Raw genomic sequence first — 13,641 nt, 5'->3', positions numbered from 1 at the left:
GTGGTCGGGTAGGCGGGCGTGGATGTCGGTGGTGCCGTCGCCGCGGCGGTGGAAGGAGAGCCGGGTGGTTGCGGCGGCGCGGTCTTCCTCGGCCAGCAGCCGGGCGTACTCGGCCTGTTCGGCGGTCTCGGGGGCCAGGTGTTCGAGGACTCGGGCTCCCAGGACGGCCAGCTCCCGGGGTCCGTGGACGGCAGCGTGCTCGACCAGGAAGGTCTCGGCCTTGCCGATGAGGTCCTCCCCCACAGCCTGGGGGAGGTCGGTGAGGGCTTTGTCGATGACTCTGACCTGGGCCAGGTTCACCTCGCCCCGCCCGAACGCCTTGGCCAGCTTGTGCCAGCGGGTCTCCAGGGCTGTGTCGAGGCGGGCCTGGTCACGTAGGCGCCCGTGGGCGTCGCGGGTCTCGACCGCTAGCCACGCCGCGGGGGACCGGGCGCCGGCCTTGTCGGCGACGTCGTCGGCGACGGTGAGGATGCGTTGCTGTTCGGCCTGGGCGCGGGCGATCACCCGGGACAGCCCCACCAGGGCCTCTTGTTTCTCGGCGATCGTGCGGTAGGTCGGGTTGACCGCACCGATCTCGTCCAGGCAGGTCTCGAGCCGGGTCAGCGGCTCGGCGTACTGGCTGGACATAGGTGAAATCCAAGCATCGAGCACCGACATTGATCGGCTCAGAACCCCTTGTTTTGCTGGGGTTTCTCACATGCTGGGCCCACCAATTTCTGGCCCGGCCGGCTTGGTTCTCACCTGGTTTCGAGACGGGCGCTAGCGCGCCCTCCTCAACCAGCGGGGGGTGGTCGCTGGTTGAGGAGGTTGCGCAGCAACCGTCTCGAAACCATCGGGCGGCGAGTCGTCTGGTAACGAGTGAGGGCGCTAGCGCGCCCTCCTCAACCACCGGCACGGCACGGCGCTCCATGCTGTGCACATGACTTCTGCACTCTTCGGGCTTCTCGGTGTCTTCCTGGGCGCAGCACTCTCGTGGGCGGGCACGGCCTGGAGTGAGCACGCACGACGACAGCATGAGTGGGTGCTTCTCGGCCGGAGCGAGCGGTTGGCCGCCTACGGTGAGTTCTCCATGGCGACCAAGGAGTACGTCGCGGTCCTCTACCGGGTGGCCGGCGGTCTCGGGATCGACTCGCAGACCGAGCGCCTCGGCCTGAACGAGGCAGAGCCGTTGCTCGCCGACGCGTTTCACACGCGCGATACGGCCTTCGAGCGGATGCGCCTGGTCGGGTCCAGCGAAAGCATCGAGCGGGCACGTGCGTGGGTCCAGGCGATCTACCAGATGCGCGAGAGCCTCAGGTCGCCGAACCTCGACGCGTCCGGCTGGGAGGCACTCGTGGCGCGAGCCAACCAGGCTCGCGACACGTTCCACGTCCAAGCCCGCGCCGAGCTCGCGTTGCAGTGACCGGGCTGATCTGCTCTCGCGGCTATGGACCTCGACCAGCGGCAGCACGAGGCCGTCGGCCATGCTGAGCAGGTGCCAACCGACGACGACCTCGACCGCCTGCGTCGCGCGATAGCCGTCTCGCAGTACGCGCGCGACCACGGCAACCACCCGTTCGGAGCGGTGCTCGTGAGCCCGGGCGGTGACATCGTGCTCGAGGCGGAGAACACGGTGGTGACCGAGCATGACGTGACCAACCACGCCGAGACCAACCTCGTCCGTCTGGCCTCGCGCACGATCGACGACGACCTGCGCCACCACACCCTGGTCACGTCATGCGAGCCCTGCCCGATGTGCGCGGGTGCGATCTTCTGGGCGGGGATCGGTCGCGTGGTCTACGGGCTGTCCCAAGAGCGGCTGCACGAGGTCGCCGGCAGCGACCCGGACACCAGCCTGATGCACGCGTGCCGCCTCGTCTTTGCCGCCGGCGGCAGGAGGACGGACGTCGTCGGGCCGTTGCTCGAGGACGAGGCTGCCGTTGCCCACCACGACTTCTGGAGCTAGGTCACGACAGCTTGCGCCACTGACCCTCGGACACGAACTCGACCTCCCCGTCAACCACGACGATCGCCTGTCGTCACCGTTCGGCGGCGGCCACTGGATGAAGTCGTCGCCCACCTCCGGCGTCATCACCATGCTGCCGGCGCCCAGCCCCACCGACGGATGCATGCCGGAGGATCGCGGCCACCCGGTGGCCGGGATCCTCCGATATCACGCGACCGCGCGCGAGACGGTACGACGAAGCTGGCGGTTCCCCTTGCCGGTCACGACGTAGGACGTGGCTCGCCGGCTGAGTAGCGGTGCGGATGCCGGATGCACCCGACGGGCTGCAGGCTCTACCCATGAGACTTCGACTTCTCGGTGTGGCCGCGGTGCTCGCGTCGTTCGCTGCGGCGATGTGGTTCGCCTGGCTCGGCTGGGACCACGAGTACTACCTCGTCGACGGCGTCGCGCAAGGCCCGTACCGCCCCTGGCAGGTGGTCGGCTGCGGGCTGTCGATCGCCGTTGCCGCCGTCGTGGCCTACCTGGTCACTCGCGGCTGGTGGGCGGTCTTCGTGCTCGCCGCTGCTGGTGTCATGGGGTTCGCGGTGCCCTGGACGCAGGACGCTGCAGCCACCGACGAGAGCGGTCTCTACGTCGTGGGCCTGGTCTTCTTGGTGATCGGCGGTGGCATCGGGCTCACCGTCGTGCTGGCGATCACAGCCGCGGTCGCCGGCCCGTCCAGGAAAGGGCAGAGCCTCAGCACCCGTGGTTGATCTGGGCGCTCAGGTCGAGCTCGCCCAACGCCTTGACCCGTTCCACATCTGGCCTATCTCCGCAGCCGCCGTGGAGTTCCCTCGTCTCCCGGACGCACCTGGACCGACCCGAGTTGCCGCCTGGTCACGAACAGGGCAGCCGATGCCTGGGCGTCACGCAGGTCGGCGCCGCGGAGGTCTGCACCGAGCAGATCGGCATCGGTCAGGTCGACGCCACGCAGGTCCGCCTCGATGAGGAGAGCACCACGCAGGTCTGCCCCCCGAAGGTCCTCGCGCCGCAGGTCGGCAGCGACCAGGTCAGCACCAGCCGCAGACAGCGGCGAGGCGTACGACGCTCGCGCGGCCCTTGCGACCTCGCGCAAGACCGGCGCCACCCGGGACCGCAGGTCCTCGACGAGAGCGGAGCTCGGATGCGCCGCAACGGCGAGCGCCTCCGCCTCCTCGACCAGCCCGGCCACGTCGGCGCCGCGGCCCGCGGCATCGCCCAGGTACCAGGCGATCTCGTGCACCTGCTCGACGAGGCGGAAGTGTTCGACGCGTCCTGTCCCGGTCACCGACTGCCCCGCACCGAAGCAGTCGTAGGCGGCGCAGCCCCGCATCCCCTTCTCGCGCAGCCGGGCATGGATGCCGCAACGATGGTCTGCCGCCAGGTGGCGGCAGGTCTCACCAGCCGCCTTGTCGAAGGCGAACTCGGCCGACCGCGCGAACGGCAGCAGCACGCAGCACAGCCCCAGGCAACGGCTGCAGTCGGCGACGAGCTCCACCACCGAAGGCTGGCACAAGTGCGGCACAAGTGGGCCGTTGCACAGTTCGGACATGACAACCACCAAGACACTCGTCGCCGCCACGATCGTGCTGTTCGGCGTCGACCTCGCGGGCGGCCTGCTCGCCGTCGGGGCCGGCGTGAACACCTGGAGCGAGGCGTGGGGCGGCAAAGCGCTGCTGGCGGCCCCGCTGCCGATGATCGCCGTTCAGGCCCTGCTCGTCGCGGTCGCGGCACGCCGTTCGGGTCGCGCAGCCATGGTCGCCTGCGGACTGCTCGCCACCGCGTGCCTGGTCAGCGTCGCTTCGGGGTTCTTCGACGGCGGCCTGGGCAACGACGAGCTGACTCCCGGCCTGGCGGCGTTCCAGGTGTTCCTGCTGGTCGTCACCGGTGGGGTGGGCGTGCTGGCGCTGCTGCGTCTGCGTGAGCTCGCGGGCGCCCAGCACACCGCAGGGTCCGCACAACAGCCGATGGCCTAGGTGCTCCCGTGAACGAGAACAGCACCTTCCCCCAGCAGATCCGCCTACCCGGCCAGTCGTCGGTCGCCGACGGTCCACATGACCAGTTCGGCATGTACCTCATGCACCACGCCTTCCGCCGCGACCTCGCGGCGTTCGAGGCGGCCGTGCGTGCCACACCTGTCGGCGACGACGGTGCCTGGGGCCCTCTGGCTGCTCGGTGGCAGCGCTTCGCCGTGATCCTGCACCACCACCACGGCATCGAGGACGAGCACCTCTGGCCGGTGCTGCTGCAGAAGACCGCAGCAGCCGGCACTTACGAGGACCAGCGGCTCCTCGGTGCGATGGCGGCCGAGCACGAGGACATCGACCCGGCTTTGCGCGCGGTCGAGGCGGGCTTCCGCCTGATGGTCGAGCATCCCTGCAACGACCACCGCAACGCCCTGGACGTCCACGTCACCTCGACGAGGGCAGCGCTGCTGGCCCACCTCGCCCACGAGGAGACCCAGGCCCTACCGCTGCTGCAGCGGACGTTGAGCATCGAGGAGAACGCTGCCTTCGAGAGGCAGGCCCAGCGTGGCTATCCACTCTCGATGCTGCCGTTCCTGCTGCCCTGGGTGACGGCTGGCCTGCCCGTCGAGATCCGCGACCGGCTCGTGAGGGAGGCCGGCCCGGCGTACGCCGTGTTGTTGCGGATCTTCCGCGGACGGTGGGAGCGGGCCGAGCGGAGAGCCTTCAGGTACGCGTGATCGACGACGGCGAGCCCGGCGGTGAGAACCAGGCTCGCCCCCCGCGAACCGTTGACCCCCACCGCCGGTCAGCCCCCCCAAAGGGGCGTCCTCAGGCCGCCTGCAGGCGGCGCACCTCTCGCGTGATCGACGCCTGGATGAGGCGGCGCTCCCGCGGGGTGCCTGTCACCATCTTGTACAGCTTCGCGAGCTGTGATGGAAGGTTCTTAGGGGTGGTGCTCTCCAGCCAGCCGTTGGGCAACGACAGGCGAACGACCTTGTGCCAGGCCGAGTAGACCTGCTGCGGCAGGGGACGCGTGCAGTAGCTGAGGCCGTACTTCTCGAAGAGCGCCTCGACCTGCGGCGCGATCTCGGAGTAGCGGTTGGAGGGCAGGTCGGGGAAGAGGTGGTGCTCGATCTGGTGGGACAGGTTGCCGCTCATGATGTGCATCAGAGGTGAGCCGGAGATGTTGGCGGAGCCGAGCATCTGGCGGAGGTACCACTCGCCCTTGGTCTCGCCCTCGATGGACTTGCGCTCGAAGGTCTCGACGCCCTCGGGGAAGTGACCGCACATGATCACCGAGTGGGCCCACACGTTGCGCACGATGTTGGCGGTGAAGTTGGCCGCCAGCGTGTGGAGGAACGACGGGCCCGACAGCAGCGGGTGGACGACGTAGTCCTTGGTCATCTGCTTGCGGATCTTGTGGACGACCTTCTTGGCCTGGGCCTTGAACACCGGGTCCTTGGTGCGCTTGGACGCGACCGCGCCGCGCAGTTCGAGGTCGTATGCGGCGATGCCGTACTCGAAGAACAGGGCGTTGATGAAGTTCCACACCGGCTGGACGATGTAGAAGGGCTGCCAGGGCTGGTCCTCGTCGACGCGCATGATGCCGTAGCCGAGGTCGTTGTCCTTGCCGACCACGTTGGTGAAGTTGTGGTGGAGCTCGTTGTGCGAGACCTTCCACTGCTCGGCCGGCGTCGCGTGGTCCCACTCCCAGGTCGTCGAGTGGATCTTCGGGTCACGCATCCAGTCCCACTGGCCGTGGAGGATGTTGTGGCCGATCTCCATGTTGTCGAGGATCTTGGCGACCGACAGGCCGGCGGTGCCGACCAGCCAGGCCGGCGGGAAGATCGAGAACAGCAGGACCGCGCGGCTGCCGAGCTCGAGGCTGCGCTGGGTCTTGATGACCTTGCGGATGTACTTCGCGTCGCTCTCGCCGCGGCTGTCGATGATGCTCTGACGGATCGCGTCGAGCTCGATGCCGAGCATCTCGATGTCCTCGGGCGTGAGGTGCGCGATCTGGTTGTCGTCGGTCTTCTTCTGGATGACGGTCATTTCTCTCCCTAGGTGGTCGAGCTTGTCGAGACCAGTGGGTCGGTTGTCAGTGGGCGAGGTGGCAGGGGCCTGCCGCCGCGTTGATGCAGGTCTGGATCTTGATGTCGCCGCTCTCGCCGGGGATCGCGGTGGTGAGCTGGCCGTTGCGCAGGTCGCGGACGCTGCCCTCACGCAACGGCAGCACGCACCCGAAGCAGATGCCCATCCGGCAGCCGCTCGGCATCAGGACGCCGGCCGCCTCGGCCGCGTCGAGGATGGGAGTGCCGCCCGCTGCCTCGGCGACCGTGTCGTTGGACTCGAAAGTGACGGTGCCACCCTCGCCCGGGTCGGCGATGCGCGAGGTGCGGAACTGCTCGGTGAACAGCGTCAGTCCGGCCTGCTCATGGTGGGCCGCCAGGGCGTCGAGCAGACCCGAGGGGCCGCAGCCGTAGGTCGTGCGGGCACCGAGGTCGGGCACGAGGTCGGTGAGGTGGTCGAGGTCGAGCAGGCCGTGCTCGTCGTCGTAGCGGGCGACGAGACGGATGGCGCCCGCGTCGTGCAGCGCCTCGAGGTCGCGGCGGAAGATCGAGTCGGGGCGGCTGGGCGCGACGTGCAGCACGACGATGTCGTAGTCGGCACTGCGAGCGGGACGGAGTACGCCGGAGTCGGTCGAGGGGAACAGGTTGCGCAGCATGCCGATCACCGGCGTGATGCCCGACCCGGCGGTCACGAACAGCAGCTTGCCAACGAGGTCGTCGGGAAGCACGAACTCGCCCTGCGCCTGCTCCAGGTGCACGAGCGTGCCTGGCTTGCAGTCGTGGACGATGTGGTGGCTGACGAGTCCGTCGGGCACGGCCTTGACCGTGATCGAGATCAGGCCGTCGGCGCGGGGACCGTGTGTCAGCGAGTAGGCCCGCCACTGGCGGACACCGTCGACGTCGATGCCGATGCGGAGGTACTGGCCGGGCTTGTGGCCCGCCCAGTCGGCGCCGGGCTTGATGAGCAGCGTCGCGGCGTCGGGCGTCTCGGGAAAGACCGAGACGACCCTGCCGCGGAGGTCGGCACCGCGGCGCAGCGGCGCGAAGAGGTCGAGGAAGTCGGCGGGGACCAGAGGACTGCTGGCGGCCTCAGCCACGCGGCCGAGCTGCTGGCGCAGTGCGCGCCAGGGGGTCGGCGAAGCGTCGGAGGGGCTCATAGGACCAGCATGCCCGATCCATGTGACAAACTCATGATCCTCACGCGTGAATCGATAGCCCTGTTTTGTTCGAGAGGAACAGTAATGGCCTCACGAGCCCCACGACGTACCGCTGGTCACGGCGTCCTCATCTCCCCGGAGGTGATCGCCGACATGCGCTCCCACCTGCCCGAGGTTGCCGACCGCACGGTGGCGGCGATCATCGAGGAGGTCCCGAGCTACCAGGACGCGCTGGCCGGGAGCATGGGCGAGATCATCCGCAACGCCGTACAGCTGGCACTCGGTGGCTTCTTGTCGCTGGCCGGTGGCCGCCGAGGGGCAGACCCCGGCACGCCGACCGCGCCGGCGATGGAAGGCGCCTACCAGCTCGGCCGCGGCGAGGCCCGCAACGGCCGCACGACCGATGCGCTGCTCTCGGCCTACCGCATCGGGGCGCGGGTCTCCTGGCGGGAGATGTCGGCGCGCGCGGTCGAGGCGGGCATCCCCGCAGACCGGCTGGCGGGCTTCGCCGAGCTCGTGTTCGCCTACATCGACGAGTTGTCGGCGGCCTCGGTCGCGGGGCACACCGACGAGCTCGCGACGACGGGCCGCGTGCGCGAGCGTCTGCTCGAGCACCTCGCCGCCGACCTGCTCGACGGCGCCACGGCCGAGGAGGTCGCGCAGTCCGTGGCTCGTGCCGAGTGGACCCCGCCGACCACACTGACGGCCGTGATCGTGCCCGAGGCCCAGGCCCGCACGGTCCGCGCGGCCCTCCCAGGTGTGGCCCTGCAAGCCGTCGACCGCACCGACCTCTCCGACGACTGGACGCTGCTGCTCGTGCCCGATGCCCACGGCCGGCGGCGTGCGGGCCTGCTCGACCTGCTGACCACGCGCGGGTGCATCGCCGGCCCCGCACGTCCGTGGCAGCAGGCGCGCGCATCGTACGACCGAGCGCTGCGGGCCCGCGCGGAGGGGCTGTCGGGAAGCACCGAGGACCATCTGACCCGGCTGGTGCTCACCGCCGACCCCGAAGCGCTCGCCGACCTCCGCGAGAAGGCGCTGGCCCCGCTGGCCGACCTGCGCCCCGGCACCGCCGAGAAGCTCGCCGACACCCTGCGTTCGTGGCTGCTCCACCACGGCCGCCGCGAGGACGTCGCCGCCGAGCTGTTCGTGCATCCCCAGACCGTCCGCTACCGCATGGGCCAGCTGCGCGAGCTGTACGGCGACCGCCTCGACGACCCTGAAACGGTGCTGGAGCTGACGATCGCCCTCGCCGGTTGAGGAGGGCACACCAGCGCCACTCGCCGGTTGAGGAGGGCGCGCCAGCGCCACTCGCCGGTTGAGGAGGGCGCGCCAGCGCCACTCGCCGGTTGAGGAGGGCGCGCCAGCGCCACTCGCCGGTTGAGGAGGGCACGCCAGCGCCACTCGCCGGTTGAGGAGGGCACGCCAGCGCCACTCGCCGGTTGAGGAGGGCACACCAGCGCCACTCGCCGGTTGAGGAGGGCACACCAGCGCCACTCGCCGGTTGAGGAGGGCACACCAGCGCCACTCGCCGGTTGAGGAGGGCGCGCTAGCGCCACTCGCCGGTTGAGGAGGGCGCGCTAGCGCCCGTCTCGAAACCCCGCAAGCGACCGGCGGTCTCAGGAAGCTGGTTTCGAGACGGTTGCCAGGGCAACCTCCTCAACCAGCGGTGCTGCCAGGGCAACCTCCTCAACCAGCGGTGCTGCCAGGGCAACCTCCTCAACCAGCGGTGCTGCCAGGGCAACCTCCTCAACCAGCGAGGTCTTCGTCGCCGTTGGTGAGACGGCCGGCGACCCAGGTGGCCGCCACGGGCATCGAACGCAACCGCGCAGCCTGCTCCTCGGGCGAGCCCGAACCGTCCAGCGGGTCGGCGTCGAGGAGCGCGAGGTCGGCGGGAGCGCCCGCGTGCACCGGGCCCTGGCCGTCGATCGAGGCTGCCAGCGCCTCGCGAGGACTCAGCGCCTGCTCGGGGTGCCAGGCCGGACGTTCGTCGGCGGAGCGATGGACGGCGGCCGCGATGGCCAGCCACGGGTCGAGCGGAGACACCGGCGCGTCGGAACCCATCGCCAGCTGGGCTCCGTCGTCCAGCATCCACCGCAGCGGGAAGCACCGATCGGCGCGGTCCGGCCAGATCAGCTCGGTGATGTCGCGGTCGTCGAGCAGGTGGGCCGGCTGGACGCTCGCGACGATGCCCAGTCGCGCCATCTCCGTCACGTCGCGGCGCGTCATCAGCTGGGCGTGCTCGATCGAACCCTGCGCACCCGTCTCGGCGTAGGCCGCCACGACGTCGTGACATGCCGCGTCGCCGATGGCATGGACCGCGGTCCGCAGGCCGTGCTCGGTCGCGCGCGTCATCAGGGCACGCAGCTCGGCCGGGGTCTGGTTGGGCGCCCCACTGCCGGAGCCGCCCGTCCCACCTGCGTACGGGTGCTCGCACCACGCGGTCCGGGTGTTGAGGGACCCGTCGCTGATGATCTTCAGCGGCCCCATCGTCAGCAGGTCCTCGACATGGTCGGGACCAGGTGCCAGCGCATCGCCCGTGCGCAAGCCGGCCTCGATCACCGCGTCCAGCCCGTCGGCATAGACGCCGCGTCGCACCCGTAGCAGGTCGACACCACCGGCGATCCGCTCGGGCCAAGCGCCGAAGGCCTCGCCGTACTCGAGCTCCAGCACCCCGACGACGCCCTTGGCCGCGGCGTCCTGCTCCATCCGCAGGTAGGCATCGGGCGACGCCTCGTCGCCGGCGAGCTCGGCGATGCGCGGGTACACGACGTACCACTCCGCCTCCACCAGTACGTCGTCGCGCGGCGCGAGTCCGAGAGCCTCCAGCGCGCGTGAGTTCAGCCAGCCGTGATGGGCATCGCCGCTGACGAGGACGACAGGCACATCCGGGGCGACCTCGTCGAGGAGCGCCACGCTCGGCTGCACAGGCCAGGTGGCCGGGCGATGGCCGTAGCCGATCACCGGTTCGCCGGGTGCGGCCGCCAGCCGTGCGCGCAGCCGCGAGAGCGCCTCGGCGGCGGATCGTGTGCCGGCGAGGTCGAGCCGACCCGACGCTGCGGTCCACATCCGCAGATGGGTGTGCATGTCCCACAGACCGGGGATCAACCAGCGCCCCTCCGCGTCGATCTCGGGTATCCCCGGCGGGCGCGGCAGGTCGTGGTCGATGTCGCGGACCCGACCGGCCTCCACGAGCACGTCCACCGGTCCGGCCCATCCAGGCCCGCCGGTCAGCTCCACGATCCGTGCACTGCGCAGCAGGAAGTCCACGTGCGCACCCTAGAACGAGTCAGCTCGCCCAGGGACCGATGCCGCCGACCTTCTCGATGGCATACCTGACCACGAACCCGGGGCTGCGCGGCGCGGGGAAGGTGGTGTCCGGGCCGACGTAGACCTTGGCCAGGCGGTCGAGGAGATCCCAGGCCGCGTCGGAGGGTACGACGGTCGCTCGCGCCTGCACCACGGCGTAGGGCTGCAAGAACGCGCCCTCCTCGTGAGGCCCGAGGAAGGAGAGCACCACGCGAGGATCGCGCTCCATGTTGCGCACCTTCTGGTTGTGGGGCAGGTGCGCCGTGACGAGGTCGTCGCCGTCGACGCCGACCCAGACCACGGTCACCTGCGGGCTGCCGTCGGGGTTGACGGTCGAGAGGTGGCACAGCGGACCGGTGGCGACCAGGTCTCGCAAGGCTTGGTTCACGAGGGTCAGCCTCACACGTGGCGGCGCGACTGCACCACGCGAAACCGCGGTGCGACGAAGGCGGCATCGGTGAAGGAGGCGTTGGCGGCCGGGTTGGCACCCGTGCCGTGGAAGTCGGAGAAGGATGCGGACTGGTTGACGTAGATCCCGCCCAGCAGGTTCTCCGACAGGGCCACGCCGGCGTCGAGAGCCGCCTCGCGTACGTCCGACAGCACGGCCTCCGACGTCGAGTAGACCGAGGCCGTCATCGCGCCGTGCCGGCGCACGGTGTCGCGCAGCAGACCGATGGACTCGGCGGTGTCGGCGGTCGCGATCAGGTAGGCGACCGGCCCGAAGCACTCGGTCTCGTAGACGTCGGAGTCGGCCGACGTCAGGCGGATCAGTAGCGGAGTACGCACCGTCGCGTCGTCGTACGAGGGGTGGGTGATCGCGCGTGACTCGACCAGCACGGCGCCGTGACCGGCGGCGTTGTCCAGCCGGGCCAGGACCGCAGGACTCACGACGGCACCGAGCAGCTCGGCCGCCCGCGCATCGTCGACGAGGAGATCGTCGAGCGCGGCGCCGAGCCCGGCCCCGACCTCGGCCAGCGACAGGTGACCCTCGTCGGTGTCGATGCCGTCGGCCGGCACCAGGAGGTTCTGGGGAGCCGTGCACATCTGGCCGCTGTAGAGCGCAAGGGAGAACGCGAGGTTGGCGCACATGCCGCTGAACGACGACGTCGAGTCGATGACGACCGTGTTGACGCCTGCCTTCTCAGTGAACACCGTGGCTTGCTGGGCGTTCTGCTCGAGCCAGTCGCCGAAGGCGTTGCCGCCGGTGAAGTCGATCAGGCGCACTTCAGGGCGGACTGCCAGCGTGGCCGCGAGCCGGTCGTCCGGCCCCTCGGCCGCGAGCGTCACCAGGTGCGGGTCGAACCCCGACTCCTCCAGCACCTGCTGGCAGACCTGCACCGTGATCGCCAGTGGAAGCACTGCCGATGGGTGCGGCTTGACGATCACGGGGTTGCCGCAGACGAGCGAGGCGAACAGGCCGGGCCAGGAGTTCCACGTCGGGAAGGTGTTGCAGCCGATCACCAGTGCGAGCCCGCGCGGCACGACGGTGAAGGTCTTCTCCATCACCAGTGGCTCGCCCCGGGTGGGCTTCTCCCAGAGTGCCGTCGTGGGGGTGCGGGTCATCTCCGACCAGGAACAGGCGATCGCCTCCAGCGCCCGGTCGAGCGCGTGCGCGCCTCCCGCCTGGAATGCCATCACGAACGCCTGCCCGCTCGTGTGCTGCACGGCGTTGGCGAGCTCGAAGATGCGGCCGTGAAGTCGGTCCAGGATCTCCAGGCACACACCCGTGCGGCCTTCGGGACGCGCGTCGCGCCAGTCGCGGATGCCCATGAGGGCCGCCGCGATCAGCGGGTCGACGTCGGTGGTGCGGGGATAGGACACGTCGAGGTCGAAGCCGTACGGCGACCGCTCGGTCGCGACGTACCCGTGCGACCCAGGCGTGTCGAGCGGGAACGTCGACCCCAGCGTGGCCTCGAACTCGGCCATGCCCTGCGCGGCGGCGCTCTCGCCGTACAGCCGTGGGGACGGCGACTCCTCGAACGCCGCGAAGTACGTGCGGCTCGTGCACGCCCGGACCGCCTGGTCGAGGCGTTCGCGGTGCCGCGCCAGCAACGCGGTGGGCTCGAGGCGCGGAGAGCTCATGGCGCCACTCAACCATCCTTCATCGGTCGAGGTGCGAGCTGGCGAGCCGCGAAGCCGGTCGCATACCTGGCGGCGCATACCCTGTGCCCGTGCGCGCACGGGTCCTCGGGGTCTTGCTGCTGGCGACGCTGGTCGGCGTCGGCGGCGGCCTCGGCGTCGGCTACCTGCGTCAGCCTCAGCCGGCGTCGGGGGGTACGGCGACGCCGCTGCCCGCGGCCAGCCCCAGCCTGCCCATCGACCCGCCGACCTCGCAAGCGCCGTACGCCGTGGACATCGACTACCCGCCGCTGCTCCCCGGGCTGGTCTTCAAGACCGTGCGGATGGCCAACTCCCAACAGACCTGGCTGGTCCCGGTGCCGATCGGCTGGCAGGGGTTCAACGTCGACACCGACGAGCTCGTGCCGCGCAAGGACTGGCCGACCTACGACGAGCTGCGCTTCCGGCCGGAGGGTGAGCCCGTCGAGGGCGGCTACAGCCTGCGCGTCAAGCTGGTGAACAGTCGCGTGACGCCCGCGCAGATGGTCGCGGACAAGAGGGATGGGCTGGCCGAGGTGGACGACGTCCAGTACCTCGACCGCACGACCGAAGCGCTGAAGTTCACCTACCGCACCGCCGCGAACCGCCTGCGCTACAACTACTTCCAGTGGTTCGCCGCTCCGCAGTCGGACCAGGCCACCCTGGAGATGTCGGTCGTCGGCCGCACCGCAGACGTCGAAGGCCTCGACGCGCTCTTCGCCGCCTTCGAGAGCACGCTCGAAGCGGTGGAGTAACAGCGCCGTCCCCGCTGGTTGAGGAGGGCGCGCTAGCGCCCGTCTCGAAACCTGCCTCGGTGGTTGAGGAGGGCGCGGTCTCCGTTGGTTGAGGAGGGCGCGCTAGCGCCCGTCTCGAAACCTGCCTCGGTGGTTGAGGAGGGCGCGGTCTCCGCTGGTTGAGGAGGGCGCGCTAGCGCCCGTCTCGAAACCTGCCTCAGTGGTTGAGGAGGGCGCGGTCTCGGCTGGTTGAGGAGGGCGCGCTAGCGCCCGTCTCGAAACCTGCCTCGGTGGTTGAGGAGGGCGCGGTCTCCGCTGGTTGAGGAGGGCGCGCTAGCGCCCGTC

At 70.1% G+C, this 13,641-nt stretch carries 14 protein-coding genes; 7 read left to right on the top strand and 7 right to left on the bottom strand.

What is annotated here, in order from left to right; translation table 11 throughout:
* Positions 1 to 627 (bottom strand): DUF222 domain-containing protein (locus ISU10_RS22045; RefSeq protein WP_194698608.1); only part of this gene is annotated, 627 nt, incomplete at its 3' end.
* A gap of 292 nt (positions 628 to 919) precedes the next feature.
* Here ISU10_RS22045 and ISU10_RS22040 point away from each other — a divergent pair.
* The 3 genes from ISU10_RS22040 to ISU10_RS22030 all read left to right on the top strand — a co-directional run bounded on the left by ISU10_RS22040 (position 920) and on the right by ISU10_RS22030 (position 2,697).
* Positions 920 to 1,402, top strand: coding sequence for a hypothetical protein (locus tag ISU10_RS22040; protein WP_194698607.1), 483 nt, complete (start codon positions 920 to 922; stop codon positions 1,400 to 1,402).
* 72 nt (positions 1,403 to 1,474) lie between these two features.
* Positions 1,475 to 1,945 carry a nucleoside deaminase gene (locus ISU10_RS22035; protein WP_370865790.1) on the top strand — a complete coding sequence of 157 codons (471 nt, stop codon included), beginning with the start codon at positions 1,475 to 1,477 and terminating at the stop codon, positions 1,943 to 1,945.
* Between the two features lie 338 nt (positions 1,946 to 2,283).
* Positions 2,284 to 2,697: a hypothetical protein gene (locus ISU10_RS22030; protein ID WP_194698605.1), complete on the top strand. Its 414-nt coding sequence runs from the start codon at positions 2,284 to 2,286 to the stop codon at positions 2,695 to 2,697.
* Between the two features lie 53 nt (positions 2,698 to 2,750).
* Here ISU10_RS22030 and ISU10_RS22025 read toward each other — a convergent pair whose 3' ends face one another.
* On the bottom strand, positions 2,751 to 3,461 hold the full coding sequence (locus ISU10_RS22025; protein WP_370865789.1) for a pentapeptide repeat-containing protein: 711 nt from the start codon (positions 3,459 to 3,461) through the stop codon (positions 2,751 to 2,753).
* A gap of 52 nt (positions 3,462 to 3,513) precedes the next feature.
* Here ISU10_RS22025 and ISU10_RS22020 point away from each other — a divergent pair, with 52 nt between their 5' ends.
* Both ISU10_RS22020 and ISU10_RS22015 read left to right on the top strand, forming a co-directional pair.
* A complete protein-coding gene (locus ISU10_RS22020; RefSeq protein ID WP_194698603.1) occupies positions 3,514 to 3,939 on the top strand; it encodes a hypothetical protein in 426 nt (141 codons plus the stop codon).
* Between the two features lie 8 nt (positions 3,940 to 3,947).
* Positions 3,948 to 4,667 carry a hemerythrin domain-containing protein gene (locus ISU10_RS22015; RefSeq protein ID WP_194698602.1) on the top strand — a complete coding sequence of 240 codons (720 nt, stop codon included), beginning with the start codon at positions 3,948 to 3,950 and terminating at the stop codon, positions 4,665 to 4,667.
* 91 nt (positions 4,668 to 4,758) lie between these two features.
* Here the strand turns inward: ISU10_RS22015 and ISU10_RS22010 are convergent, their stop codons facing one another.
* On the bottom strand, positions 4,759 to 5,982 hold the full coding sequence (locus ISU10_RS22010) for a fatty acid desaturase family protein (RefSeq protein WP_194698601.1): 1,224 nt from the start codon (positions 5,980 to 5,982) through the stop codon (positions 4,759 to 4,761).
* A gap of 46 nt (positions 5,983 to 6,028) precedes the next feature.
* A complete protein-coding gene (locus ISU10_RS22005) occupies positions 6,029 to 7,156 on the bottom strand; it encodes a ferredoxin reductase (protein ID WP_194698600.1) in 1,128 nt (375 codons plus the stop codon).
* Between the two features lie 84 nt (positions 7,157 to 7,240).
* On the opposite strand from ISU10_RS22005, the gene ISU10_RS22000 reads away from it, so the two are divergent.
* The gene (locus ISU10_RS22000; protein WP_194698599.1) at positions 7,241 to 8,416 is read left to right on the top strand and encodes a PucR family transcriptional regulator; all 1,176 of its coding nucleotides are present in this window, start codon (positions 7,241 to 7,243) and stop codon (positions 8,414 to 8,416) included.
* A gap of 489 nt (positions 8,417 to 8,905) precedes the next feature.
* On the opposite strand, the gene ISU10_RS21995 is transcribed toward ISU10_RS22000, so the two are convergent.
* From ISU10_RS21995 to paaN, 3 genes are read right to left on the bottom strand one after another with little or no spacing between them, the layout of a single operon-like run.
* A complete protein-coding gene (locus ISU10_RS21995) occupies positions 8,906 to 10,426 on the bottom strand; it encodes an amidohydrolase (protein WP_194698598.1) in 1,521 nt (506 codons plus the stop codon).
* A 19-nt stretch (positions 10,427 to 10,445) separates the two neighbouring features.
* Positions 10,446 to 10,853, bottom strand: coding sequence for a PPOX class F420-dependent oxidoreductase (locus ISU10_RS21990; protein WP_370865788.1), 408 nt, complete (start codon positions 10,851 to 10,853; stop codon positions 10,446 to 10,448).
* An 11-nt stretch (positions 10,854 to 10,864) separates the two neighbouring features.
* Positions 10,865 to 12,547 carry a phenylacetic acid degradation protein PaaN gene (gene paaN / locus ISU10_RS21985; protein WP_194698597.1) on the bottom strand — a complete coding sequence of 561 codons (1,683 nt, stop codon included), beginning with the start codon at positions 12,545 to 12,547 and terminating at the stop codon, positions 10,865 to 10,867.
* 89 nt (positions 12,548 to 12,636) lie between these two features.
* On the opposite strand from paaN, the gene ISU10_RS21980 reads away from it, so the two are divergent.
* Complete coding sequence (locus ISU10_RS21980) at positions 12,637 to 13,317, top strand: hypothetical protein (protein WP_194698596.1); 681 nt, start codon at positions 12,637 to 12,639, stop codon at positions 13,315 to 13,317.
* The last annotated feature ends 324 nt before the right edge of the window (positions 13,318 to 13,641 follow it).

The organism is Nocardioides agariphilus, from assembly GCF_015352445.1.
GTDB lineage: Bacteria > Actinomycetota > Actinomycetes > Propionibacteriales > Nocardioidaceae > Nocardioides > Nocardioides agariphilus.
Note: the sequence above shows the minus strand (reverse complement) of the source record. Positions and strands in the feature narration are given on the sequence as shown.